General features: G+C 64.1%; 25 protein-coding genes, 1 tRNA gene and 1 pseudogene. 5 read left to right on the forward strand and 22 right to left on the reverse strand.

What is annotated here, in order from left to right; all coding sequences use genetic code 11:
- Positions 1-62 precede the first annotated feature (62 nt).
- Positions 63-1,298: an acyl-CoA dehydrogenase family protein gene (locus tag AB7535_RS19875; RefSeq protein WP_063982561.1), complete on the reverse strand. Its 1,236-nt coding sequence runs from the start codon at positions 1,296-1,298 to the stop codon at positions 63-65.
- 209 nt (positions 1,299-1,507) lie between these two features.
- Here AB7535_RS19875 and AB7535_RS19880 point away from each other — a divergent pair, with 209 nt between their 5' ends.
- Positions 1,508-2,179 carry a TetR/AcrR family transcriptional regulator gene (locus AB7535_RS19880; RefSeq protein WP_085405402.1) on the forward strand — a complete coding sequence of 224 codons (672 nt, stop codon included), beginning with the start codon at positions 1,508-1,510 and terminating at the stop codon, positions 2,177-2,179.
- A 180-nt stretch (positions 2,180-2,359) separates the two neighbouring features.
- Here AB7535_RS19880 and AB7535_RS19885 read toward each other — a convergent pair whose 3' ends face one another.
- The 14 genes from AB7535_RS19885 to AB7535_RS19950 all read right to left on the reverse strand — a co-directional run bounded on the left by AB7535_RS19885 (position 2,360) and on the right by AB7535_RS19950 (position 15,761).
- Positions 2,360-2,752: a RidA family protein gene (locus tag AB7535_RS19885; RefSeq protein ID WP_085405401.1), complete on the reverse strand. Its 393-nt coding sequence runs from the start codon at positions 2,750-2,752 to the stop codon at positions 2,360-2,362.
- A 204-nt stretch (positions 2,753-2,956) separates the two neighbouring features.
- Entirely contained in the window at positions 2,957-3,172 is a 216-nt protein-coding gene (locus AB7535_RS19890) for a hypothetical protein (protein ID WP_014494475.1), read from the reverse strand.
- Between the two features lie 105 nt (positions 3,173-3,277).
- Positions 3,278-3,391, reverse strand: a complete 114-nt coding sequence (locus AB7535_RS19895; RefSeq protein ID WP_085405400.1) for a 3-keto-5-aminohexanoate cleavage protein — start codon at positions 3,389-3,391, stop codon at positions 3,278-3,280.
- Between the two features lie 25 nt (positions 3,392-3,416).
- Positions 3,417-4,646, reverse strand: coding sequence for a CaiB/BaiF CoA transferase family protein (locus AB7535_RS19900; RefSeq protein WP_085405399.1), 1,230 nt, complete (start codon positions 4,644-4,646; stop codon positions 3,417-3,419).
- Between the two features lie 218 nt (positions 4,647-4,864).
- Positions 4,865-5,551: an outer membrane protein gene (locus AB7535_RS19905; protein ID WP_085405398.1), complete on the reverse strand. Its 687-nt coding sequence runs from the start codon at positions 5,549-5,551 to the stop codon at positions 4,865-4,867.
- A 137-nt stretch (positions 5,552-5,688) separates the two neighbouring features.
- Positions 5,689-6,894 (reverse strand): MFS transporter, encoded by a 1,206-nt coding sequence (locus AB7535_RS19910; protein WP_085405572.1) that lies wholly within the window; start codon positions 6,892-6,894, stop codon positions 5,689-5,691.
- Between the two features lie 145 nt (positions 6,895-7,039).
- On the reverse strand, positions 7,040-7,867 hold the full coding sequence (locus tag AB7535_RS19915) for a 3-keto-5-aminohexanoate cleavage protein (protein ID WP_085405397.1): 828 nt from the start codon (positions 7,865-7,867) through the stop codon (positions 7,040-7,042).
- Between the two features lie 119 nt (positions 7,868-7,986).
- Positions 7,987-9,384, reverse strand: a complete 1,398-nt coding sequence (locus AB7535_RS19920) for an MFS transporter (RefSeq protein ID WP_085405396.1) — start codon at positions 9,382-9,384, stop codon at positions 7,987-7,989.
- 475 nt (positions 9,385-9,859) lie between these two features.
- Positions 9,860-11,176 carry an NAD(P)/FAD-dependent oxidoreductase gene (locus AB7535_RS19925; RefSeq protein WP_085405395.1) on the reverse strand — a complete coding sequence of 439 codons (1,317 nt, stop codon included), beginning with the start codon at positions 11,174-11,176 and terminating at the stop codon, positions 9,860-9,862.
- 59 nt (positions 11,177-11,235) lie between these two features.
- The gene (locus AB7535_RS19930; RefSeq protein WP_085405394.1) at positions 11,236-12,552 is read right to left on the reverse strand and encodes an NAD(P)/FAD-dependent oxidoreductase; all 1,317 of its coding nucleotides are present in this window, start codon (positions 12,550-12,552) and stop codon (positions 11,236-11,238) included.
- Positions 12,553-12,638: 86 nt separating this feature from the next.
- Positions 12,639-13,385 carry an amino acid ABC transporter ATP-binding protein gene (locus tag AB7535_RS19935; RefSeq protein ID WP_085405393.1) on the reverse strand — a complete coding sequence of 249 codons (747 nt, stop codon included), beginning with the start codon at positions 13,383-13,385 and terminating at the stop codon, positions 12,639-12,641.
- The gene (locus tag AB7535_RS19940; RefSeq protein ID WP_245344279.1) at positions 13,382-14,200 is read right to left on the reverse strand and encodes an amino acid ABC transporter permease; all 819 of its coding nucleotides are present in this window, start codon (positions 14,198-14,200) and stop codon (positions 13,382-13,384) included. Before AB7535_RS19940 ends, AB7535_RS19935 begins: the two co-directional genes overlap by 4 nt.
- On the reverse strand, positions 14,197-14,913 hold the full coding sequence (locus AB7535_RS19945; protein WP_085405391.1) for an amino acid ABC transporter permease: 717 nt from the start codon (positions 14,911-14,913) through the stop codon (positions 14,197-14,199). The genes AB7535_RS19940 and AB7535_RS19945 overlap by 4 nt, the downstream gene beginning before the upstream one ends.
- Positions 14,914-14,930: 17 nt before the next feature.
- On the reverse strand, positions 14,931-15,761 hold the full coding sequence (locus AB7535_RS19950; protein ID WP_354115495.1) for a transporter substrate-binding domain-containing protein: 831 nt from the start codon (positions 15,759-15,761) through the stop codon (positions 14,931-14,933).
- A 202-nt stretch (positions 15,762-15,963) separates the two neighbouring features.
- On the opposite strand from AB7535_RS19950, the gene AB7535_RS19955 reads away from it, so the two are divergent.
- Positions 15,964-16,728 carry an IclR family transcriptional regulator gene (locus tag AB7535_RS19955; protein ID WP_245344277.1) on the forward strand — a complete coding sequence of 255 codons (765 nt, stop codon included), beginning with the start codon at positions 15,964-15,966 and terminating at the stop codon, positions 16,726-16,728.
- Positions 16,729-16,852: 124 nt separating this feature from the next.
- Here AB7535_RS19955 and AB7535_RS19960 read toward each other — a convergent pair whose 3' ends face one another.
- The 4 genes and pseudogenes from AB7535_RS19960 to AB7535_RS19975 form a co-directional block, all read right to left on the reverse strand.
- The gene (locus AB7535_RS19960; protein WP_063986285.1) at positions 16,853-17,056 is read right to left on the reverse strand and encodes a hypothetical protein; all 204 of its coding nucleotides are present in this window, start codon (positions 17,054-17,056) and stop codon (positions 16,853-16,855) included.
- 236 nt (positions 17,057-17,292) lie between these two features.
- Positions 17,293-17,460, reverse strand: a pseudogene (locus tag AB7535_RS19965) (GDP-L-fucose synthase); the annotation flags it as partial.
- 213 nt (positions 17,461-17,673) lie between these two features.
- Positions 17,674-17,747: transfer RNA gene (locus AB7535_RS19970), tRNA-Gly, on the reverse strand.
- 331 nt (positions 17,748-18,078) lie between these two features.
- Positions 18,079-20,493: an ATP-binding protein gene (locus tag AB7535_RS19975; RefSeq protein WP_354133639.1), complete on the reverse strand. Its 2,415-nt coding sequence runs from the start codon at positions 20,491-20,493 to the stop codon at positions 18,079-18,081.
- Positions 20,494-20,812: 319 nt separating this feature from the next.
- Here AB7535_RS19975 and AB7535_RS19980 point away from each other — a divergent pair, with 319 nt between their 5' ends.
- Positions 20,813-21,526 (forward strand): substrate-binding periplasmic protein, encoded by a 714-nt coding sequence (locus AB7535_RS19980; protein WP_085405385.1) that lies wholly within the window; start codon positions 20,813-20,815, stop codon positions 21,524-21,526.
- A gap of 10 nt (positions 21,527-21,536) precedes the next feature.
- Here AB7535_RS19980 and AB7535_RS19985 read toward each other — a convergent pair whose 3' ends face one another.
- Both AB7535_RS19985 and AB7535_RS19990 read right to left on the reverse strand, forming a co-directional pair.
- Entirely contained in the window at positions 21,537-21,740 is a 204-nt protein-coding gene (locus AB7535_RS19985; RefSeq protein ID WP_085405384.1) for a hypothetical protein, read from the reverse strand.
- 26 nt (positions 21,741-21,766) lie between these two features.
- Positions 21,767-21,946, reverse strand: coding sequence for a hypothetical protein (locus AB7535_RS19990; RefSeq protein WP_028149875.1), 180 nt, complete (start codon positions 21,944-21,946; stop codon positions 21,767-21,769).
- Between the two features lie 196 nt (positions 21,947-22,142).
- Between AB7535_RS19990 and AB7535_RS19995 the strand changes: the two genes are divergently transcribed.
- Positions 22,143-22,523, forward strand: coding sequence for a YciI family protein (locus AB7535_RS19995; RefSeq protein WP_071917383.1), 381 nt, complete (start codon positions 22,143-22,145; stop codon positions 22,521-22,523).
- 9 nt (positions 22,524-22,532) lie between these two features.
- Here AB7535_RS19995 and AB7535_RS20000 read toward each other — a convergent pair whose 3' ends face one another.
- Positions 22,533-23,123, reverse strand: coding sequence for a TMEM175 family protein (locus AB7535_RS20000; RefSeq protein WP_085405383.1), 591 nt, complete (start codon positions 23,121-23,123; stop codon positions 22,533-22,535).
- 129 nt (positions 23,124-23,252) lie between these two features.
- Here AB7535_RS20000 and AB7535_RS20005 point away from each other — a divergent pair, with 129 nt between their 5' ends.
- The gene (locus AB7535_RS20005; RefSeq protein WP_085405382.1) at positions 23,253-25,310 is read left to right on the forward strand and encodes an ATP-dependent helicase; all 2,058 of its coding nucleotides are present in this window, start codon (positions 23,253-23,255) and stop codon (positions 25,308-25,310) included.
- Positions 25,311-25,329 lie beyond the last annotated feature (19 nt).

Consider the following 25,329-nt stretch of genomic DNA (forward strand, 5'->3'; position numbering starts at 1 on the left):
CACCGAATGCGGATCAGCCCTGTCGTCTTTTTCAAGTCGGGAGCGCCGCAGGGCTCTCCCTCTTAATGCTTGGGAGAATTGGCATACTTCCGAACTTCGAGCCTTGCAATGGCGCGATTGTGCACCTCGTCCGGACCGTCGGCGAGCCGCAGCGTGCGGATGCCGGCGTAGTCCTTGGCAAGACCCGCTTCGTCCGAAACGCCTGCGCCACCAAAGGCCTGGATCGCCTCGTCGATGATCTTCAGCGCCATGTTGGGGGCTGCGACCTTGATCATCGCGATCTCGGCCTGCGCGGTCTTGTTGCCGACCTTGTCCATCATGTCGGCAGCCTTGAGGCAGAGAAGACGCGTCATCTCGATGTTGGTGCGGGCCTCGCCGATGCGCTGCTCCCACACGCTGTGCTCGACGATCTTCTTGCCGAAGGCGGTGCGCGACATCAGCCGCTTCACCATCTTCTCCAGCGCTTCCTCTGCCTTGCCGATGGTGCGCATGCAGTGATGGATGCGGCCGGGACCGAGGCGGCCCTGCGCGATCTCGAAGCCGCGGCCTTCACCGAGCAGGATGTTCTCCTTCGGCACGCGCACGTTCTCGAGCAGCACCTGGGCGTGGCCGTGCGGCGCATCGTCGAAGCCGAACACCGGCAGCATTTTCTCGACCTTGATGCCGGGGGTGTCGAGCGGAACCAGGATCTGCGACTGCTGCTGATGCTTGGCCGCCTTGAAATCGGTCTTGCCCATCAGGATCGCGATCTTGCAGCGGGGATCGCCGACGCCGGACGACCACCATTTGCGGCCGTTGATGACGTAGTGATCGCCATCCTTCTCGATGCTGGTCTCGATGTTGGTGGCGTCGGACGAGGCGACCGCCGGTTCCGTCATCAGGAACGCCGATCGGATCTCGCCGTCCATCAGCGGACGCAGCCATTTGCGCTTCTGCTCCTTGGAGCCGTAGCGCATGAACACTTCCATGTTGCCGGTGTCGGGCGCCGAACAGTTGAACACTTCCGAAGCCCAGGAGATGTGGCCCATCTGCTCCGACAGCAGCGCGTATTCGAGATTGGTCAATCCCGCGCCGCGGAATTCGTCGTCCTCATGCTCGTTCGGCGGCATGAACATGTTCCAGAGGCCTTCGGCCTTCGCCTTCTTCTTGAGGTCCTCCAGAACCGGGATCACCTTCCAGCGCTCGCCGCTGTGATCCTGCTCGTTATAGATCGGCACCGCCGGACGCACGTGCTTGGTCATGAACGACTGCACGCGGTCGAGCCATTCCTTCTGCTTGGGGGACAGATCGAAATCCATGGGACGCTCCTCGGTCTCTCTTTGCAAAGCTGTTTTGCGCCGGACTGTCCTCCCGCCGCACGCGCCCCGCAAGCGCGAATGCTTGCGGACGCCTCGGAACCGGCTCGCGCGTTGCGAACGAGTCTCGATTGCGGATTGACTTTCTCCGGCCTTCAAACGATAGTTTCATACAAGTGTTTGAATTGCAACTCCCTCCCCGAGGGGCATCCATGGCCAGCGATCATACGAGGTCTGCCATTCTCGCCGCCGCCGAACGGCTTTATGCCGATCGCGGCTTTGGCGACGTGACGCTGCGCGACATCGTCGCGGAGGCCAACGTCAACCTCGCGGCGGTGAATTATCATTTCGGCTCGAAGGACGAATTGATCGCGGAGCTGTTCGTCTCGCGCTCGATCGCCACCAACCGCGAACGCCTGCGCGAATTGAAGGCCGCGGAAGAACAAGGCGGCGGTCGTGCGCCGATCGAGGTGATCTTGCGCGCCCTGGTCGGCCCGACCTTGCGCGGCTGCCTTGGTCCGGAAAACCAGCGATCCACCGCGGCGCGCTTCATGATCCGCGCCTCGATCGAATCCGTGCCGCCGATCCGCCGCATCAAGAACCGCGAGATCGACCATTTGCGGAAATTCGCGGGCGCCATGCGACGGTCCCTGCCCGACCGCAGCGACGTCGATATCTATTGGGGCCTGAACTTCGCGCTCGCCATGGCGCACCACACCATCCGCGAGAGCGAGCGGTTGACGAAGCTGTCGGAAGGCAAATGCGATCTCGACGACGTCGAGGACGTCGTCGCGCGCGTCGTCAGCGTCGCGACGATGGCGCTGACGGCGGGGCGGACCGAGACGAAGGCGCCCGCGCGCCTACTCGCGCGAGACGCGCGCTGACGAATGAGCTCGATCGATTTCTCGTGCACGCCTCGTCCTTCGAGACGACCGCTTTGCGGTCTCCTCAGGATGAGGCTAATCGGCATTGTTGCCCGTTGAATCTAAGCCGCGCGCTCCGTCCTCATCCTGAGGCGCCCGCCTCAAGCGGGCGCCTCGAAGGATGGGCCGCGGAAATCCCCCTCACATCATCGCGATGCAGTCGATCTCGACGTCGAAGGGGCCGAACCATTCCGGGGTGCAGACGAAGATGCGCGCCGGCGGATCGATCGGGAAATAGCGCGCATAGATCGCGTTGAAGACGGCGAAGTGTTTGGTCGAGGTGCAGTAGACGTTGCACTTCATGACATTGTCGAGCGAGGCGCCTGCCGTCTGAAGGCAGAGCTTCATCTGCTCCATGATGATCTCGCTCTGCCGCGCGATTGGCATCCCCCCGATCTCGCCCGTCTCGGGGTCGAACGGCGGCAGGCCGGCGACGAAGATCATGTTGCCGGCGCGCGTGACCGGCGAGGTCGGCGCCTTGACGCGGTCGAGAAAGGACGAGATCGGTTCGACGCGGAGCGCTTCGCGTTTCATCGGCAGCCACCTTCGGTTCGAGCGAGACTGGCGCCTTGCTACATTATTTTGCAGCCGGCATGCTTCGCTTAAGCTCGAAGTGTGGCTGCGAGCCTAAAGCGCGATGAGATCGCGCTCTAGTTTTTGTTTGAGCATGATCTCCGCGCAAACCCGTTCCGCGTTTGTCGCGAGGGAAAACCGCTGCGCAGTTTTCCGGATCGTGCCTTACACCCGCTGCGGCATCTCCTCGGCCTCTTCCTTGGCGAGCAGCAGCAGCATCTCGATGCCCATCTCGCCTTCCTGGGGCGAACGGATGAACTTTATCTCGTCGGCGCTTTGCCGCAGCGCTGCAATGATGGCGACGGCCTGATTGGCCGTTGCTGCCTCGGTCGCCAGAATTGCCTTCTGGTCCTTGGCCTGAAACCCGATCGTGTAGGACATGCGTTCCCTCCCGGACTTGCGTCAGGAGGATCGCATCAGAGTCGCGCGCAAAGCGGAAGCCTGTGCGGGTACGGACCGGGTTTATCTGGGGATTGCGCGCAAGCCTCAGGCAAGGCCGAACATGGCGCGCGCGTCGTCCGTGGTCGCAACCGTCGCTCCCAGGCTGGTCAGGATCGCTGTCGCATGCGCGACCAACTCCGCATTGGTCTTCGCCGGCACGCCCTGGGAGGATCAGGAAGCGAAGCTAGATAATCCCCTGCTGCTTCAGCTGCTCGATTTTGCCGGCATCATAGCCGAGCTTGCCGCCGAGCACCTCCTGGGTGTGCTCGCCCAGCAGCGGCGGAGCACGATAAGTCTCGATCGGGGTCTCCGAGAGGGTCAGCGCGTTGCGGATCAGCGACAGATCGGGCTCGAACGGATGGTCGACCTTCACCCGCATGCCGCGCGACTGGACGTGCGGATCGGAAAACACCTGCTCGAAATTGTTGATCGGCCCCGACGGCACGCCGGCCTCCTCCAGCTTGTCCAGCCAGTAGGCCACCGGCTGCTTCAGGAACAGGCCGGCAAAGATCGCCATGATTTCCTTGCCGTGCACGACGCGGTCGTTGTTCTTGACGAAGCGCTTGTCATTGGCGAGCTCGGGCTCGCCGAGCACGGCGCAGGTGCGCTGGAACTGGCCGTCATTGCCGACCACCAGCATCAGCTCGCCGTCGGTGCAGCGGAACACGCCGGCCGGCATGCCGCCATTGCCCCAGGTGCCGCGGCGCGGCGGCATCTTGCCGTTGACGAGGTAGATCTGCAGCCAGTGCGACAGCGATGCGATGACGGTGTCGAACAGGCAGACGTCGATGTGCTGCCCCTGCCCGTCATTGGCGTCGCGATGGTACAGCGCCGAGAGAATTCCGATCGAGGTGTTCATGCCGGTCATGTAATCGACGATCGACGGGCCGACCTTCATCGGACCCTCGCCGGGCTCGCCGTCGATATGGCCGGTGACGCTCATCAGGCCGCCCATCGCCTGCAGGATCGCGTCATAGCCGGCGCGCGGGGCGTAGGGGCCGGTCTGGCCGAAGCCGGTCACCGAGCAATAGATGATGCCGGGGTTGATCGCCTTGATCGTCTCGTAGTCGAGGCCGTAGCGCTTGAGGTCGCCGACCTTGTAGTTCTCCATGAAGACGTCGACGTCCTTGGCGAGCGCGCGGATGATCGCCTGCCCCTCGGGCTTGGCGATGTTGACGGTGACCGACTTCTTGTTGCGGTTAGCGCAGAGATAGAAGGAGTTGTTGTTGTTCGCCTTGCCCTCGGGGTCGGTCAGATAAGGCGGGCCGAAGGCGCGCGCGTCGTCGCCGGTGCCCGGCCGCTCGATCTTGATCACCTCCGCGCCGAGATCACCCAGCATCTGGGCCGACAGGGGCCCGGCCAGCACGCGGGTGAGGTCAAGGATCTTGATGCCTGAGAGCGGCAAGGCCGACATGTCGATTTCCTCCGGGAACTGATATTGGCGCGGCGGCCTTAAGCCCTGGCCGCGCTCCCTGCGGATACACCATTTTGGAGTTCTGAGCACTGCGTTCGGGGCATACGGCTATCCATCGCCCGGCAGCAGGAGCGGCCCTGCGGCGGGCGAATTTCCGCGCCACGGCTATCACGCCTGCGCCGGCGCTCCGCCACGGCGATCCGCGCCGCTGATGACGGCTAGAACCTGACGCTGATTCCACCGCGCACGGACTGGAAGCGAGGATGCTGCTCGTAGCTCCCGACGTCGGGCCAGTCGAAACGGGACGTGCCGAAATCGCTATAGCGATATTCCAGGCGCGCCGTAACCCGATAGGTCAGCGCCGCTTCTCCGCCGACGCCTGCGGTCCATCCGGTCTTCGAAATGTCGGCATCCACCGTGGGAACTGCCAATGTCGACGTCCACCGGTACTTCAGCTCGGTGAACGCCAAGCCACCCGTCACATAGAGCAGCAGGCGCTCAGTCGGTGTAAAGCCGAGCCGTCCGCGAACGGAGGCCTCCCACTCCTTGCGCGCGTCGTATCGGAAAAACGGGATGTTAAATCCGCCGTTCACCGGGCCCACGTCTACATCGGCCTCAAGGCCAACAACGAGCCTGTCCAATTGATGGTTGTAGCCCACATGGACACCGCCGAAGCCGCCGGCCGCGCGGAACCCATGCGTGAAGCCGGTCGGAGGCCCGCCCAAGAAGAATTCGACAGTGCGATCCTGGCTCCACGCGTAACCACCTTGGACACCTGCATAGAAGCCAGTCCATGCGAAGGGCGACACGGCGACAGAGCGCGCTGCCTTAACGGGCAAGTCGGCAGCATCCGCAGCGACGGCGGAGCAGGCCAGCGCGGCGAGGCAGATCAGCGTGCGTTTCATTGCATATTCCAGCCCATGGGATTGACGATTCCAACTCTAGCGGGTTCCCCCCGCTTTTGCTGTGGCGGCCGGGCGACACTCGGTGAAAACGAATAGGAAGCGACCGGCAACTCGCGGCAACCGACGTGCCGCCGACCTCACACCACACCGGCCGCGGCCACCTGCGGTCGGCGGCGGCCGAGCAGAACCAGGATCAGCACCGCTGCGCAGGAGCAGACGAAGGTGAGACCGAGCGCGCCGCGGCTGCCGTACTGGGTGAGCAGGCCGGCAAGAACGGGCGGCGAGATCGCGGAGGCCAGATTGAGCGGCAGCGCGATCATCGACGACGCCTTGGCGAACTCGGCCTGGTCGTAGAACACCAGCGGTATCGTCGCCCGCGCCACCGCCATGGCGCCGCTGCCGGCGCCGTAGAGCAGGATGAAGACCGCGACCGCCCAGGTCGCCCCCTCGCTCAGCATCAAGAGCAGCATGGCCACGGGCAGCGCCGTGCCAGCGACAAGCCCCGTCGTGATGCCGTCCCAGCGCCCGCCGCCGAGGAAGTCGAGCCCGCGGGCGCTGACCTGGATCACGCCGAGCATCGAGCCGAAGGCGATCGCCTGCGCCGGCGCCAGCCCCTCGGCCCGCAGCAATTCGATGAAAACGGCGCTCAGGCCGAAAGTGACGAAGGCATTGACGGTGATCGCGGCGACGACGAGGCCGAACGTGCTCCGCGGAATCGACAGCGCGTTGGCTTGTTTTGCGGGAACGGTGCCTCCCTCCTTCGCGACGGCCCGGCGCGGAGTTGCGAAAGCATAAAGCGGAAGCGAAACGAGAAACAGCATGGCGGCGTAGACGAGGCAGGTGCCGCGCCAGCCGAAATGGCCGCTCAGGAACGAGGTGGTCGGCCAGAAGATGCTGCCGGACAGTCCCGTCACCAGCATGAGCGCGCCAATCGCGCTCTTGGCCTGTCGCCCGGCGACCTCGTTGAGCATGATATAGGCGCCGGTCGACAGCGTGGCGCTGCCGCCCATGCCGAGGATGACCCAGGCCACGAAATAGAGCATCGGCTCGTGCGCAAAATACAGAAGGACATAGCCCGGCACGGCCACGACGGTGCCCACCATCATCACCTTGCGTGCGCCGTGCCGCGCAAAAGCCTTGGCGAGCCAAGGCGCGCACAGGCCCATGGTGACATAGAGCGTCGAGGTGCCCGCAAACACCATCGGGAGGCTCATGCCGAGATCGGCCGCGAGGTCACGGCCGACGATCGGCGGAAGGCCGATCGTGCCCCATCCAATGAGCTGGGTGATTGCAAGCACCAGCAGGACCCCGATGAGCCTGCCGTCAGATTTCAAGAACCGCATTCCGATCGTCGCCTGCCCCAGCTGCATGCGTGCGCACAGACACGTCATAGCGGGAGTCTTGATAACGGAAGTCCTGGCGCAGCGGAACGCCGGCCGCTGAATGGCAGAAGGCGGCCGGGAGCATGTCAGCAGGAGGCAGTAGCCCCTACCCCGCGAGCCCGAGCAAGGATCGCGCCTCGGCCGCGGTCGCGACGCGCCGGCCGTGGCGCGCGACAGCCTCGCCGGCGATGGTCACGAGCTCAGCATTGCTGGCGGCCAGGCGGGTCTTGTCGATCCTGATATTGTCCTCGAGCCCGGTGCGCACCGCGTCGGCGCCGCGCGCAAGCGCCCAGCCCATGACCTCGGCCTGATGGCGTCCGATCCCGGCCGCCGTCCACGTCGCTGTCGGGATCAGCCGCTTCAGCTCTCCCAGGAGGATGTCGAGGACATGCTCGTCGGCCGGCATCGCATTCTTGACGCCCATGACGAATTGCACGTGCGGGCGCGAGTCCATCAGCCCCGCCTCGATCAGACGCCGCGCACCGTGTAGATGCGACAGATCGAAGATCTCGATTTCCGGACGGATGCCATTTGTCTTCATGCCGGTCGCGAGAGTCTCGACCAGGGCGGCGCCGTTCTCGTAGACGATCGTCGGAAAGTTCACCGATCCTGTCGACAGCGAGGCCATGTCCGGCTTCAGATAAAGCGATGATCCCCGCGCCGAGGGATCGCGGCCCCGCCCGCCGGTCGAGAACTGAACGATCATCCCCGGACAATGCTTTTTGATCCCCTCCTGCACCTGCGCGAAGCGCGCGGGGTCGGAGGACGGCGTCTCGTCATCGTTGCGAACATGGATATGGGCAAGCGTGGCGCCGGCCTCGAAGGCCTCCTGCGTCGACTCGATCTGCTCGGAGGGCAAGATCGGCACCGCGGGATTGTCCTTCTTGCGCGGAACGGAGCCGGTGATGGCGACAGCAACAACAACGGGGTTCATCCCTTGACCTCATGATGATCGCGCTCGCGCGCACGGAGTTCGAATAGGACTCAAGTAACGCATCGAGCCCTGCCGCTGCAAACATCATCGATCGCAGCGGCAGGCTCCTTGCGTGCCCTTCAGGTCGGAATTGCGGCCGCACCGCTCGCCGCCTCCGCACGCTGCCGCTCATAGTCGGCCCGCGGCATCGGAACGGCCTTGGGATTGCCGAGATCGTCGATACTGACCCGATAGGTCTCCCGGGCCGTCACGGCCGCCAGCGCCGCGATGACAGTGATACCGAAGGCGATCGCTCCCACCGTCAAGGGGATATTGTCCGAGCCGGGAGGCGCCACGGTCGCAAACAGGGCCGGAAGCAACGCGGTGATGGTCGTTCCGATGTTCTGCGAGATCGCCATCGCCGACACCCGCGTGCGGGTCGGAAACAGCTCCGGGTAGAAGCTCGGGAAGATGGCGTTGTAGCCCTGATAGACGACGCCCCACATCAGCAGCGACACCAGGATCGCCAGCGGCACATTCCTGATGCTGATGGCATAGAGATAGACGAAGGCAAGCAAGCCTGAGAGCAGCGCGCCCACGATGATCGGAGGCTTGCGACCGACCTTGTCGGAGAGATTGCCGACGAAGGGAATGACGAATATGGCCAGCATATTTCCGAGGACCGGGATCCACAGATAGACGTCCTTGGCAAAACCGATGCCATAGGCCGGCTGCACTGCGTAGGCCGCACCGAAGATGGTCGCAACGACCGGGATGACGTTCATCAGAGCCATGCAGATGACCCTGAGCATGTCGCGCCAGCTCAGCTTGATGGCCTGAACAATGGGCGACCGCGGCGTTTCTCCCCGTGCGCCCTCTTGCGCAAAGGCAGGGGTTTCGTCGACTTCGCGACGAATGATGTAGCCTGCGACAATGACGAAGAAGCTGAGCAGGAACGGAATCCGCCATCCCCAGCTATTGAATGCGTCGGTCGGCATATAGGCCGCCAGCGGCAGGAACACGGCTGCCGCGAGGATTTGTCCGGCCTGCACGCCCTGAAGGGCGAAACTGGCATAGAAGCCGCGCCGGCCGAACGGCGCATGCTCCAGGATCATCGAGCTCGCGCCGGAGATTTCACCGGCCACCGCAAATCCCTGCACAAGGCGCAGGATGACGAGCAGGATCGGCGCCAGGATGCCGACCTGCTGATAGGTCGGCAGAAAACCCACCGCCATCGTCGAGATGCCCATCAGGAACATGCAGACGATGAGAACGGTCTTGCGGCCATGGGTGTCGCCCCAATGTCCGAGGACGAAGGCCCCGATCGGCCGGGCCACATATCCCACACCATAGGTCGCCAGCGATGCGACGATGGCGACGGTGGGATTTTCCGACGGGAAGAAGATTTGCGGGAAGATCAGCGACGCGGCGGTCGCGTAGATGAAGAAGTCATAATATTCGAGAGCCGAACCGATCCAGCCGCTGGCAGCGGCCTTCCTGGACTGACTCATGTGACGGATCGTGCGAGTCGTGGTCATCGCAGAAAATTCCTCCACTGGGTTTGCTGACGTCCCGTTGTCGGGCTTCGCTAGAAATTGGGCAGCATTCTCCGGGCGCTCTGCCGACTTCCGCGAGCGCTTGTCACTGCCGATGGGTATCCGATTGGTCGCGACAATAGGCTTTCGCCGGGCTAACACAATTACCCAGTTATGCGATAAACCTAACATGATGTTATTTTCGCCGGACTTGAACACAGTTGGCGATTGTGCGCCGATCAGCAGCGCTCCGGCGGAGACGCGTCGTCGACATCCGACGCAGAGACGACCAGATATTTTCAGACCGTCAGTTCAAAACACGCTTTTCGCCACAAGCGCACGCTGGGCTCGCTTCTCCCGTGCCAGCAAGATTGCCCGCATCAGACAGCGCGACTGTGTGTGGGAGACCGGCCGCCGCCGTCTGCCACGAGAAGAGCTCCCGTGACGACTACACCTTGTTTGGCGTGGGCATCAAAAATCAGGCGGCCCTCTTCAAGCGCTTGAAGCGCTCCATCCGGAAGGGTGCGGGATCTACGCAAGGCGTCGAACCGGTCACGAGATCGGCCATCAGGGCGCCGGCGCCAGGACCGATACCGAAGCCGTGGCCCGAGAAGCCGGTCGCGAGATAGAAGCCTGGAACGGAGCCGACCGGCGCGATAACTGGAACGGCATCCGGCGTGACATCCATCAGGCCAGCCCACATTTGCATGATCCTGGCGTCGCGGAACGCCGGGAAGGCTTCGCACAGATGGGTGACGCCGCCATGGACGAACCGCAGCGACGGATCGGGATCAAGAATGCGGACATGCTCGAAAGGACTAACCTCATCACTCTTCCAGCTGCGGGCCATTTTCACCTCGCGAACGAACTGACCGCCGATGCGAAGCGTCAGTTCGTTCCAGCTCTTGATGAGCGTCGGCGCATAGTCGCAGAACAATCGAAAACTGTCCGGCGTAATCGGGGCGACGTTCGCGTTGCGCTGGGCGACAGTGAACCCTCCATCCAGACGGCGGCGGAAAGCGAAGTTGCCTGCACCAACGGCAAAATCCGGAACGCCCTCGATCGAAGAAACGCGGGCGACGCTGCCGAGGATCTTCAGGACCGGAAGATCGATGCCCATGTTGCCGGCGAAGAGGCGCGACCAAGCCCCTCCCGCCAGCACGACGGACGAACAGCGGATCTCGCCGCGCTCGGTGACACAGCCGCTCACCCTGCCCGCCGATCGCTCGATGGAACGGACCGCGCAGTTGGTGAGGATATGCACCCCTTTCGCGGCCGCGCCGCGCGCGATTGCAGGGACGGCGATAAACGGCTCCGCCTTGCCGTCGCTCGGCGTATGCAGCGCGGCACGGAACGGTTTCGCCATACCCGGCATGAGCGTCTTCAGCGCCTCGCCCCTTACGAAGCGAGAGTCGAGATCGAAGGACGTGGCGTGTTTCAACCACTCGTCATACATCGCAACGTCGGCATCCGTGTCGCAGAGATAGGCGATGCCGGCCTGCCGAAAGCCGGTTTCGCCGCCGATACGCTCGTTCATGCCACGCCAGAGCCGAAGACTCTCGATCGCGAGCGGCAACTCGGCCGGATCGCGCCCCATTTGGCGTACCCAGCCCCAGTTTCGCGACGACTGCTCTGCTCCGATCAATCCCTTTTCGCACAGGGCAACGGAGACGCCACGCTCAACCAGCGAAAGCGCGGTCGACACGCCGATGATGCCGCCGCCGATCACGACGACGTCCACATGCGCAGGCAGCTCCTGCGGCGCGACGACAAGATCAGGAATAATCCTGGACACGTGGTCCTCCTTGAAACGGGTACGCGGAAGGCGAGCCGGGCCGGATGTGCCGCCCGGGCTCAGCGTCCCGGACGGTCGAGGAAATCGCGCAGGCGATACCAGCCGGCAAAGAGCGGCACGAACCAGGGCTTGCCCGAATAGAAGGGCACGGCCGTGAATGTCTCGCGATCGAAGGCCGATGGCATGTTCTGCTCGCCGAGAATCTTGCGTGCTGTCTGGTAGCCGAGAAAGGTCATCAGCGCGACACCGTTGCCATTGCAACCAGCCGCGAAATCCGCGCCGTCGCGAGCCCCGAGATGGGCTATCTTGTCGACGGTCATGGCCACGCGCCCGCTCCAGGCATGAGTGATCTTCACGCCCGCAAGCTGCGGCCAGATGGCCAACATGCGCGCATAAAGCCGCTTCGCGGCCAGCTTGTCGGGCATGTCGAAGATGCCCGGGCGTGAACCGAACAGAAGCCGTGTCCCGTCAGGCGACGGCCTGGCGTAGATCAAATCACGGCGTGTGTCGGACACCATGCGGGCCTGCGGAACGAGCTCGGCCAAGAGATCGGCCGGCAGCGGCGCGGTGGCAATCTGATAGCTCTTGACCGGCACGATACGGCTGGCGAGGCCAGGCGTCGCATCGGCGGCGGTGTAACCGTTTGTGGTTGCGACCACGTGGGCAGCCCGGATGGCACCTCGAGCGGTCGGCACGATCTTCTCTCCTTTCGTACCATCCTGCACCATACCCGCGCGCGCATGCGAGCGCAGCATGACGCCGGCGGCGCGCGCCCGGTCGCGCAGCGCCTTGTGATACTTGCCCGGATGCAGACCGCCATATTCGTCGATCACCATGCCGCCGTGATAATAGTCCGAACCGATCGCCGATCGCTGATGCGCGCGATCGAGGAAATGTGCGGTCACGCCGGTCTTTTCCGCCAGAAGCATGCCATGCCGCTTCAGAGTTTCGTAATCGCCCACGGCGTGGGCGCCGAAAAAGCGGCCGCTGAGCGCAAGCCCCGCATCCAGCTTCTCCGTCTCGACCAGCATCTTCAGATAATCGAAGCTCTCGTTGCTCTCGCCGATCAGGCGCGAGAAGAGCACGGGATCGATTCCCTTGATCGCACCACTAACCACCAGCTTCTGGCCACTCGACACCATCCCGCCCGAACGCGTCGAGGCTCCCTCCCCGATCCGGTCACCGTCGATGACGACGACGGAGCGCCCGGCGCGCGCCAGATGAGTCGCTGCATTCAACCCGGCATAGCCCGAGCCGATGACCACGACGTCGGCTCGCTCCGGCAGCGGATCGAGATCAGTCTCCGGTTCCGCGGCCTCCCACCAGTAAGGCGTCTCCTTGAAGTCCTTGGCGTAGATGTCATCAAAACGAGGCATGATGTATTGGGCCTTCCGGCTCACCTTTCATTTTCATTGCACGTGGGATGGCCGCACCACGCAGCGCGTCCGCCCCGGTGGTGCGATCAGAGAACCTGACCGAGGAATTCGCGCGTGCGCGGGTCTCGCGGATTGTCGAAGAGTTCCGCAGGAGGCGCACTTTCCACGATCAGACCACGATCGGTGAAACAAACGCGTTGCGAGACCTCCCGGGCGAACTTCATCTCGTGCGTCACGAGAATGCAGGTGAGGCCCTCCTCCACCAGTTCGCGGATCGCGAACAGCACGTCCTTTACCGTTTCGGGATCGAGCGCAGCCGTCACCTCGTCGAACAGGATCGCTTCCGGCTGCATCGCGAGTGCGCGGGCGATTGCCACGCGCTGCTGCTGGCCGCCGGACAGCTGCCCCGGATAGCTGTCCGCCTTCTCCGAGAGCCGCACCTTCTTCAGGAGCTTGCGGGCCCGCTCCTCGACTTCGGCGCGATCGTGTCCGAGAACCTGGATCGGCGCCATCATGATGTTTTCCAGTGCCGTACGATGCGGGAAAAGATTGTACTGCTGGAACACCATCGCGACCTGATGGCGCAGCACCCGCATCTGCTTTTCCGACCTCATTTCATGCACCCGGTGTGCGCCGACGCGGACAAAGCCTTCGTCCACGGGAATCAGGCCGTTGATGCAGCGCAGAATGGTGGACTTTCCCGACCCGGAAGGACCGATAATGCAGACTGCCTCGCCCTTTTGCACGAACATCGAAATGCCCTTGAGAACAGGGACGTCACCGAAGGACTTGCGGACGTTGTCGAGCTCGATCAGCGCGTCGATGCGGCTCACAGGCTTTCTCCCTTCACGGCGCGTTCCAACCGGCGCGCGACGACCGCGATCGGATAGCAATAGGCGATGAACAGGAAGAGGATGGTCAAATAGAAGTAGACGATCACGCGCTCGTTCTCCATGGCGAGCAAAGTATTCAGAATTGTCAGCACGTCCTGGATACCGGTCACCGTGGCGAGCGCTGTCGCGATCATCAGCAACGCGTAGGAATTCATCCAGCCCGGGATCATGCGCCGCAGCGCCTGTGGCATGATCACGTGGCGATAGATCTGGCCGGTGCCATAGCCGAGCGAACGTGCCGCTTCCCACTGACCGCTGTGAATGGACTGAACGGCGCCCCGGATCACCTCGGAGAAATTCGCCGCCGTCGGCAGCGCAAGGCCAATCACGGCCTTCACGAACGGCGGGAACGCAATGGTCGTGCCGAAGACATGCATCTCAAACGGCAGGAAATAGAGCGTTGCAAAAAGCAGAACGAGCCAGGGTGAATTGCGCAGGAAATTCATCAGCAGAAGAGACGGGACCCGGATCGGTCCGAACCTGGCGAGCGTCGCAAGACCCATGATCGTACCGAGCACCGTCGCCAGTGCCATGGAGGCGATCGAGAGAATGATATTGAGGGCAAAGCCGCCCGTGATCGGCCAGCCGGACGCCGAGCCGGTGAGAAGCAGAGGAAGCCGCGCCAGCACGCGGCTCCAGTGCGCCGCGCCGCCCGCCGCCGCATCGACCGCGATCCAGACCGCGACGCCAAGGGCGATCAGCAGCAGAACGGCGCGCTTCTTTCCCTCATAGGAGAGCATGGAGCCCGCGATCAATGCCCCCTCCCGTAACCCGGGAAGGCCATGAAGGCTTCGAGCCTCGCCATCGCAAATGTGAGGATGGACACCAGCACCACGTATATGAGGAGGACCAGAATCATGACCTCCAGCGTGCGAAACGTGTCATTGTAGATCTGTCCCGCGTAGTACATCAGTTCCGGCACGGTGATGACGGATGCCTGCGACGTCGTCTTGAAGAGGTTGGTCAGGATGTTCGTCAGTCCCGGCAGGCAGATGCGGGTGGCGATCGGCGCCTCGATGCGCCAGAAGCGGCCCCATCGGCCGTACCCCAGCGACCGTGCGGCATCGATGATCGACCGCGGCATGGTTTCGATGCCGGAGCGGAAGGCTTCGGTCGCCAGCGCCCCGCCGAAGAGACTGAGCGAAATCGCAGCACAGGCAAAGGCACTGAGAAGCGGAACTGATAATCCCGTCGACGGATCGGTCACCTTGAGGCCGAGGTTCGAGAAGGTGAAATAGGCAAACAACATCTGCAACAGCGGCGGCGTGTTGCGGAACACCTCTACGAACAGCTCGATCAGGGCATCGAGCCAGAAAATCCGCAGCGTGAGCCCGAGGGCCCCGAGCATCCCGATGAGGATGGCGGCCGCCGATGAGAGCGCCGCCAGCTTCAGCGTGTTGACAACACCGGTCAGCAGCCATTGCTGGTACGCAGGATCCGCGAGCCAGGAATAGTCGAGTCCGAACAAAGGCCGCTCCGTGTGCGTCAGTTCTTCTTCGCGACCGCAGCCTTCGCCCGCGCGGCGATGTAGTCGGAGTGCGGCATGCCGAACTCGGTCTCCCACGCAATCAGCTTGCCTTCGGCCTCGGCCTTCGCGATGGCCTTGTCGACGGCTTCGTGGAATTCCGTGTCTCCCTTGCGGAGGCCGCCGGCCATCGGCTGGAATTCATACGGCGCCACCGCGATCTTGTAGCTCGCCCAATCGGGCTCCTTGAGCTTCTGCTGAAGCGTCATGTCGTCAAAGACGAAGCCGATGCAACGATTGTCCTTCAGCGCACGATAGGCTTCCGGCTGGGTCTTGAAGGCCACGAGATTGATGCCGTACTCCTCGGTCATCTTCTTGTTGTAGTAGGAGCCCTGGATGCCGCAGACCGACTTGCCCTTCAGCTCTTCCCACTTGGAGACCGTCGCTTCCTTGGCCGCCAGCACGGACGGGCCGGCAGCGGAAACGTATTCCGTCGTGAAGTCGATGACCTTGGCGCGCTCGGCCGTGACGCCGAGCGTGGCGAAGATCGCATCGATGCGGCCGGCGGTCAGGAATTCGATGCGATTGGACGCGACGACAGGCACGAGCTCGATCTTATCCTCGGAGCCAAGGAGCTCCTTGGCAACGTACTTCGCAAGCGAGACCTCGAAGCCGACGATGTCGCCCTTGTCGTTCAGAAAGCCATAGGGCACGTAATCATTCTTCACGCCGACGACGAGCTTGCCGCGTGCCTTGACGTTCTCAAGCGTGCCCGCCACGGCGGCGCTACCAGCAAAAAAAGCAGCGAGCGCAACAGCGGAAACGCCCATCATCGTTTTGAAGCCTGTCATCCTGTTCCTCTGGATAAATCACGGCCTTCCAGCGCTGTTGCCACAGCGCCGCGTCAGCCATCAGCTTTGCGAATGCAGAAATCAGGTCGCTCAAAAAATATGCATCAATCTCAAGCGACCTAATTTTCATCATTGGAGACGCATCTTTCTCAATGTACAAGTTGCCGAGGCCTCTTTTTTCATAATGTGAGATACTGTGCCGGTGATCGCCCAACCGCCCTCCGGTGGAGCCCAGCTGCTCGACCGGACCGTCATCCTGCTGGATCTCGTCGCCGATGGCGGCGTCGAGGGCCTATCGCTCAAGGACCTGGCGGCCCGCTCCGGGCTAAACACCGCCACCTGTCACCGCATCCTCAACACGCTGGTCGGTCACAAGCTGCTTGCCCGCGACGACAAAAAACGGCGCTACAGGTTGGGTGCACGCATGGCGATCTACGGCGTCCGCGCGGCTCGCGGCCCCGGCATCATCAGCCGCTGCGAGATCGCGCTGTCCCGGCTCAGGCGCCGCACCGGCGACACGACCCATCTGATGGCCCGCTTCAACCACGATTCCGTTTGTCTCGACCGGCGCGACGGCGAATGCATCGTGCCGACGCTGACGGGATCGATCGGCGGCTTCGTCCCCCTCGGCGTGGGCCCGGGCTCGATCGCAATGCTCGCATTCCTGGACGAGGACGAGCAGGACTACATCATCCGCGCCAACCTCGGGCGCTACGCGACCTATCGCAACCTCACCGAGAACAAGGTTCGACAGCTGATCGCCGACACCCGTCGCCGCGGTTACGCGGTGGATGTGGGCGAGCTCATTCCCGGCATTGCCGGAGTTGGATTGCCGATCATGACGCCGGGCGAAAAGCCGGGCGCGGCGCTCAGTTTCACGCTGCTCTGCGCCAAGCTGACGCCGGGCGTCCTCGAACATTACGGCGCCCTCCTGAAAGAGGAAATCGACGCCATCGTCGGTCAGTAGGAAGGATCAGGGTGGCGTGGCGACGGCCGGAAACAGGTTAGCGGATCTCGTTCACGTAGGGATGATGCGCAGTCGTGGCGCGGTACTCGCTCAGGATCACAAGCGCACGGGCTTGATCGTATCCCTAGCTTCCCAGCGCATTCTCGCCGGCTTCGCGACCGGGCACGCTGACATGCACCTCATGCCCCTGACGGATCGCCAGGGAGGCGGCAGCGACCGCGGACTCGAACGCGGCTTCCTTGGTCGCGTATTTGCTTTTGACGTCGCCGTCATGCAGCACGCCCCATTCGTCCTCGACCGGCACGATCGCGTATTGAGCAAGGCCCATGGTGCAACTCCTCGATATCCAGCGCTGCGTGACCTGCGGATGGGCCGCCGTCACCCGCCACACGGCGTTGCCGCTGTCGTCGGCGACCAGCAATGCGCCGGTCTTGTCGATGGCACCAGCATCGGATGAACCGCGATTTGCGCGGTGGAGCGCACGCGCACAGCTCCTTGCACGGTCGGCCTCGTGTGGCCTTTCGCCCTGCCCGACCGGCCAACTCTTGCTTGCGGTGAAGGTTCCTACTCTCGCGCCGCCACCGGCGCGCCGGCCCGATACCCCGCATAGGCGCACTTCAAGCCATCGTGAAGCGAGGTCGTGGCGCGCCGGCCGAGCTTGGCGAGACGGCTGACGTCGAGCAGTTTGCGCGGCCTTCCATCGGGACGCGAGCTATCGACACTGATATCGCCGACACGCATTTGTCGCGGTTTCGAGTTCGACGTCGGTATTGACGCAACACCTCACCACCGCAGTAGCCGCGGTCCGAGCGCGGCCCCCGCCAGAGTACACACCACGATCGTTCCACCGCGAAACAGTCGATCGCAAAGCGAGCATCAGGACGTGTCAAGCAGCCGATTTGTCAGACTGAAACCTGACCACTCTCGCAAAATCTTCGAAAAATTTGGAGCGGGTGAAGGGAATCGAACCCTCGTATTCAGCTTGGAAGGCTGCTGCTCTACCATTGAGCTACACCCGCATCACTGGCTCCCTAACACGACCGGGCGGCAGTCTCAACTGCTCCGGACCGGTCTTTCCCGTCTTGCGGACAGGCTAGTTCCCGCCCCCGGGCGCCCCTTAACGGCGGCGGGATTTCGTCCTATATTCAGAGTCCCGAAACCAAACGAAAGGAGGTGATCCAGTGTCTTATCTCAAGCGCTGTCACCTCGCTGGGATCGCCCGCTAGGCTTTGACGAAAGGCTTGGCATCGGGGCGCTCTCAGCCCTGGACCAGCGAGCAAGAAATCGGGCGCGACGGGGCCTCCCCGCCGCGCCTTTTTCATGGGTGGGCGCCTGCATGGATGGCTCCGCTCAGGCCGACGGCTCGCCTGCAAGCACCTCGCGGATCTTCTGCGAAAGCTCCGATTTCCGGTACGGCTTCCTGAGCAGCGCCAGGCCGGGATCGAGATGTCCTTCGTGGACGATGGTGTCGTCGGTGTAGCCGGAGGTGTAGAGCACATTCGCTCCTGGCCGGCGGAGCCGGACGGCTTCGGCCAATTCCCGTCCGTTCATGCCGCCGGGCATGATGATGTCCGTGAACAGGAGATCGAATTTGACGCCTTGGTCGACCAGCGCAAGCGCGGCTGCGCCGTCGCTGGCGGCGAGCGTGCGATAGCCGAGGGTGCCGAGCTGGGCGATGACATAGCCCTGCACCAGCGGATCGTCCTCGACCACGAGGATCGTCTCGTGCCCGCGTGCCGACGCGGGCGGCTGAACCGGCGCCGTCCTGGCCGGCGCCTCGCCCTTCGACCGCGGCAGGAACAGCCGCATCACCGTGCCGCGCCCCTCCTCGCTCTCGATGACGACGGTGCCGCCGGTCTGGCGGGCAAAGCCGTAGACCATGCTGAGCCCAAGCCCGGTGCCACGGCCGACGCCCTTGGTGGTGAAGAACGGCTCGAACACGCGCTCGCGGATGTCGGCCGGGATGCCGTGACCGGTGTCGGCCACCGCGATCATCACGAAGGCGCCGCGCATGACATCGCCGTCGCCGGCACCGCTGGTGCCGTCGAGGTCGCGGTTCGCGGTCTCCAGCGTGAGCCGGCCGCCGCCCGGCATCGCGTCACGCGCATTGACGGCGAGATTGACGATCGCGGACGAGAGCTGCGACGGATCTGCCATCGCGGACCAGGCGCCGTCCGCGAGCCGGGTCACGATCTCGATATGCTCGCCGAGGATCGGCTTGAGCAGCTTCGCCGTTTCGACCACGAGTGCGTTGACGTCGATGTCGCGGGGCTCCAGCGGCTGGCGGCGCGCGAAGGTCAGGAGCTGCGAGGTGATCTCGGCGCCGCGCGCCGCCGCATCGTCGATCAGCTGTGCGATCGCGGCGAACTCGGGCTTGTCGGCAAGCCCTTCCTGGATGATCTCGATGGTGCCGGTGATGACCGTGAGCACGTTGTTGAAGTCGTGAGCGACGCCGCCGGTGAGCTGACCGATCGCGTCCATCTTCTGGGATTGGCGCAGCCGCTCCTCGGCCTCGTGCTGCGCCGTGAGGTCGGTGGCCGACCCGCGATAACCCATGAAGCGTCCGTCCGCGGCGAAGATCGGCTGGCCGTTGACGTTGAAATGATGCATGCGGCCGGCCACGTCGCGCCCGCGATATTCGAACTTCCTGAACGGCTCGTGGCGGTCCAGCGTCGCCACGTGCGCGCGCCATTTCTCAGGCTCGGCGTCGCGGTCGGAGGCGGCATCTGTGCGGTGCTTGCCGACCAGCGCCTTGTTGTCCATGCCGAAGGCGCCGGCCCGGTCGGATACGTAGGTGAAGCGATGATCCGGTCCGGTCTCCCAGAACCAGTCGGACGCGGTCTCGGCATAGTCGCGGAAACGCTCTTCACTGGCACGCGCGTCCTCTTCGGCGCGCCGGCGGATATTCAGGTCGCGCTCGAGATTTGCGTTGGCCTCGCGCAGCTCGCCATAGGCGCGCCCGAGGTTCGCGCACATCGCGTTGAAGGCGTCGATCACCTTGTCCAGCTCGTCGGGATCGCGGGGCGGCCGGCGCTCGAGGTGCAAAGGCGGCGGTGGCCGCGACAGGCTGTATTGGCCGACGAACTCGGCGATGGCGACCAGATGCCGTGTCACCAGCAGATGGAACATGTAGATGATGAACAGCGAGACGACAAAGGTCTTCGCAGCCTGGCTTGCCAGGATGACCAGGGCCCGGTTCAGCAATTGCTGATAGACCTCGGCCAGCGTCGCCTCGACATGGAGCACGCCGATCGGGCGTGACGTCCCCTGGACGCTGTAGCTCAGCGGATAGTCGCGTGTCACGGCTGAGCGGGTGCTCGGCTCGCCGACCGCGACACGGATCGGATTGGGGCGATCGGCGACCTCGCGCACCTCGGCGGCGCGGATGTCGGGCAGCCGCATGATGCCGTCGAGCTGGAGCTTGAGCTGGTTCTGGTCGAGATTCCACAGGCTCTCGCCGAGGCTGCCGGTCGTGCTGCGGCCGATCTCGTCGAGCCGCGTCTCGATGACACCGACCTCGCGGTCGTAGTCGAGATAGAGCTGAAGCGCGGTCAGCATCAGCGTGACGATCGAGGAGAACAGCAGCACGGCGGCCAGCAGGCGCGGCCCGACGCCGCTGCGCGACCAGTTGAAGATCCGCGACAGCAGCGCTCCGATCATCCCTGGCGCAAATGCAGTGCCGATCCCGCTCAAATCCTGCTTCGCGGCCGCCGGGGGACCGGCGCGACTGCTGCGCTTGGAGTCCTCGTCGCCTGCGTTGCCCATGCACCACGTCCCCGGAATGGCGGCACCCTGCTCCGGACGGCGGGGCGCAGCCGCGAGCAATTCGACAGTTGAAATTCTCTCATCACGCGACCTGCGTGGCGATCCTGCCGGCCCATGGGCGGCTTGGCGGGGTCTTGTCTTGCGCCCAGCAGCAGGATTCTCGCGCAAACTATCACTTCGCGTACTAGAATGACATTGGCTAAAGTCCGCAGTCGCCTGCAAGACAAGCGAGCGGTGCGGCCGCCACACGGGTGCCACCCCAGGTGGATCGCGGCCATCCGAATCCAATGGTAGCTATGCAGGGCAAAGGAGACGCGTCATGTGGCGGATCATCGTCGCCTGCCTGTCATTGCTCGCCGCAGGTCCGTCGCACGCGCAGGAGCTGATCCGGCTGGCGCGGATCGCCGACATCCCGGATCAATATGTCGGCGGCGAGATGCTGCGGGCCGTCTACGCCAAGCTGAATATCAAGCTGGCGTTCGAGGACGTCCCCGGCAAGCGCGCGCTGGCGCTGTCGAGCGCCGGCGAGGTCGATGGCGAGATCCAGCGGATCGGAACGCTCTCCAGCGACTACCCGACGCTGATTCAGGTGACGCCGGCGATCAACTACATCGAGCCGACGGTCTTCGCGACGAAACTTCGTTTCGACGTGGCCGGCTGGAATTCGATCAGGGAGTACAGCATCGGAATCGTCCGCGGCGTCGGCTCCTCAGAGGCCGGGACACGCGGCATGGCCCGCGTCACCGCGACCACCAGCCTCGAGAACATGATCAGGATGCTCGACGCCGACCGTTTCGAGCTGATGGTCACCGACCTCTTCAGCGGGCTCGTGGCGGTGAGGAAACTCAATCTGCAGGCCAGGATTGTCCCGCTCTCGCCACCGCTGGAGCGCATCCACATCTACCATTATTTGCACGAACGCCATCGCGATCTGGTGCCGAAGGTCGGCAAGGTGATCGCGCAGATGGAAGCGAGCGGCGAGCTGGCAACGCTGCGCGAGGCGCTGGTCAAACAGGTCCTGAGTACGCCGTGACGGCGCCGGGTCAGCTCGCGCGAAGCCGCTCACGCAGGGCAACGGCGGCAATCGGCACGCCGACGCACCAGGCCATGACCGCCCGATAAGGCTCGGCGCCGAGCACCACGGTGATGATGCTCGTCAGCAGGCACGGCGCGATTGCCTTTCGCGTCCGGCTCATCAGCGCAAGCAGGAACGGCATCGCCGCGATCGATATTTGCAGGACGTCCATGTCGAAAGACGGTGTCGCCGAAGGCTTCAGAAGCCGCACACATTGAGCGCGCGCGGGCGTTTTCCGCGGCGGCTTTCGACGATCCGCTCGCCGCCGTTCTCGGCCGAGCTCCCGTAATAGCGGTGATGGCCGGACTGGTCGTGCAAATCCGCGGCTTCCGATTTTCCCGCCCGACGCGCGTCGCAGATGATCTTTATGGTCGACATGGCCGCCTCCGAAGTGTTCTTGGTGGCAATCAGTCGCCTCGGCTTTGGGCGGCGTTCACCTCCGAGGGCGGCAATCGGGTTTCAGGACGGTTTCGTCGCAACTTGCGCGACGCAATATGTTAGTCTCCGGGATTGTCGGTATCGACCGCGCTCATACATGCTTCGGACTGCGAGCTCAAAAACAAACGAGGTGACGATGCTTTACGCCATCCTGGCCTACCATGTGGAAGACGAGATCTTGTCCTGGGCGCCGGAGCAGGACGCCGCGGTCGTGGCCAAAGTGATCGAGGTTCAGGCGCCCTTGAGGGCAAGCGGACACCTTGGGCCGGCCGCCCGTCTGGATGACACCCGAAAGGCGCACACCTTGCGCGGCCCCGGCGCGGGCATGGTGCTGGACGGCCCGTTTGCCGAGACCAAGGAGCAGCTTCTCGGCTTCCATCTCGTCGACTACGATACCGATGAGGAAGCGATCGCGGCGGCGCGAAAGCTGCGCGAGGTCAACCCGTCGGCGGTCTACGAAATCCGCCCGGTCAAGCTTTACGTGCCGGCCGACGGGTTCGGCGCGACAAAAGGGTGAGCCGCCGCCTCACGCGCCTGGCCCGGTCGGCGCGGCATAGAAGCGCTGGATCAACAGCCCGCCAAAGGCGATGAACCACAGGAAGGGCGCGACGTGCGGCGCGAAGGCCGCAACGATCGTGCCCGGAATGAACACCAGCAGCGGAAACATCGAGGCCATGGTCTCGTGGCGCCAGCCGCCCAAAATCGTCCACCACAGCCAGGCATTGAGGCCGGCGATCGCGGTCAGATGCAGGCCGTAGAGCACGGCCACCGCGCTGCTCATGCTGTAATTGATGTAGAGGCCGTTGGTCACCGGCAGCAGCACGATCGACAGCAGGAAGAACAGGTTGAGGATCACCATGCCGCGGCTGCCCACGGGCTGGCGCGCGAGCCGGCGGTGGTGGCTGATCCAGAACACGCCGGCGATGATGAAGCTGAGCGCGAGACCGGCGAGCTTGCCGGAGTAGACATGGGCGAGATCGCTCCAGCTCGGGGCACTGGTGAACACCGCGGCCTTGGGCAGGTCGTAGGCGAGTAGCGTCATGGCGACACCAAAGATGGTGTTGCTGAGCGACTCCAGCCGCCGCATCTCGAACTGGTCGGGCTTGAGCTCGGTCATGCCGGGTTGCGCGCTTCTCGGGCTGGAACTTCGGGCCGTCTTGTCCCTAGGTCTTAACATTGGTTCCGTCCAGCCGCATTGCGATTCGCGCCGGGATCGCCGACTCTCACCCTTTCACCGGGGCGATTCGTGGCGACATATCTGGACACGCTCAATGCGGAGCAGCGCCGCGCCGTGGAGCATGGCGTCGCTGACGGCGCGACCGTGGGCGCGCCCCTGCTCGTCATCGCCGGCGCGGGCTCCGGCAAGACCAATACGCTCGCCCATCGCGTCGCGCACCTGATCGTCGCGGGCGCCGATCCACGACGCATCCTCCTGATGACGTTCTCCCGCCGCGCCGCGGCCGAGATGGCCGGCCGGGTCGAACGCATCGCACGAAAGGTGCTGGGCGAGAACAACGCCGCGATCATGCGCGACGCCCTCACCTGGGCCGGCACGTTCCACGGCATCGGCGCGCGCCTCCTGCGCGAATATGCCGAGCGGATCGGCGTCGATCCAGCCTTCACCATCCACGACCGCGAGGATTCCGCCGACCTGATGAATCTGGTCCGGCACGAGCGCGGCCTGTCGAAGACCGAGAGCCGCTTTCCCGCCAAGGGCACGTGCCTGTCGATCTACTCGCGCTGCGTCAATGCCGAGATGGAGATCGAAAAAGTGCTCGGCCAGCACTATCCCTGGTGCGCGGGCTGGGCCGCCGAGCTGAAGGGCCTGTTCGCGGCCTATGTCGAGGCCAAGCAGGCCCAGCACGTGCTCGATTACGACGACCTCCTGCTCTACTGGTCGCAGATGATGGGCGATACGCTGATCGCCGAAGAGATCGGCGGCCGCTTCGATCACGTGCTGGTCGACGAATATCAGGACACCAACCGCCTGCAATCCTCGATCCTGCTGGCGCTGAAGCCGGATGGACGCGGGCTAACCGTGGTCGGCGACGACGCGCAGTCGATCTATTCGTTCCGCGCCGCCACTGTCCGCAACATCCTGGATTTTCCGCAAAGCTTCTCCCCCCGCGCCGAGATGATCACGCTCGACCGTAACTATCGCTCGACCCAACCCGTGCTGGCGGCGGCTAACGGCGTCATCGGGCTTGCGCGCGAACGCTTCACCAAGAACCTGTGGACCGACCGCACCTCGTCGCAGAAGCCGCAGCTCGTCACCGTCCACGACGAGGCCGACCAGGCCCGCTACATCGTCGAGGAGGTGCTGGCCAACCGCGAGCAAGGCGCGCTGCTCAAGCACCAGGCGGTGCTGTTCCGGACGTCCTCGCATTCCGGTCCGCTGGAGATCGAGCTGACCCGCCGCAACATCCCCTTCGTCAAGTTCGGCGGACTGAAATTTCTCGATGCTGCGCACGTCAAGGACGTGCTGGCGCTGCTGCGCTTTGCCGAAAATCCGCGCGACCGCGTCGCCGGTTTCCGCATCCTGCACCTGTTGCCCGGCGTCGGCCCCGCCACCGCGCAGCGCGTGCTCGACCAGATGGCGGAGAGCATCGACCCGCTTGCCGCGCTCGGCCAGCTTGCGGTGCCGCCACGCACCGGCGCCGAGTGGACCGACTTCGTCCGCACGGTCGGAAATCTGCGTTACTCGGAATGGCCCGCCGATCTCGAGCGCGTACGGCTCTGGTATGAGCCGCATCTCGATCGCATCCACGAGGATTCCGAGACGCGCCGCGCCGATCTCATGCAGCTCGAGCAGATCGCGAGCGGCTATGCCTCGCGCGAAAAATTCCTAACCGAGCTCACGCTCGACCCGCCGGATGCGACCAGCGACAAATCAGGTCCTCCGCTTCGCGACGAGGACTATCTGATCCTCTCCACCATCCACTCCGCCAAGGGCCAGGAATGGAAGTCGGTGTTCGTGCTCAACGTCGTCGACGGCTGCATGCCGTCGGATCTCGGCGCCGGCACCTCGGCCGAGCTCGAGGAGGAGCGCCGCCTGCTCTATGTCGCGATGACGCGCGCCAAGGACGATCTCCACCTCGTCGTGCCGCAGCGCTTCTTCGTGCACGGACAGGCCGCCAAGGGCGACCGCCACGTCTACGCCTCGCGCACCCGCTTCATCCCGGAATCCCTCGTCTATCTGTTCGAGCGCACCGCCTGGCCGAAGGCGGCTTCGGCTGCGGCCCGCGCGGCGGCGCAGGGCCCGAAGATCGATATCGGGGCGCGGATGCGGGGGATGTGGCGGTAGCGCAGGCTTGTTTAGACGT

The sequence above is a fragment of the Bradyrhizobium sp. 956_D2_N1_4 genome, assembly GCF_052076025.1.
GTDB classification, from domain to species: Bacteria; Pseudomonadota; Alphaproteobacteria; order Rhizobiales; family Xanthobacteraceae; genus Bradyrhizobium; species Bradyrhizobium barranii.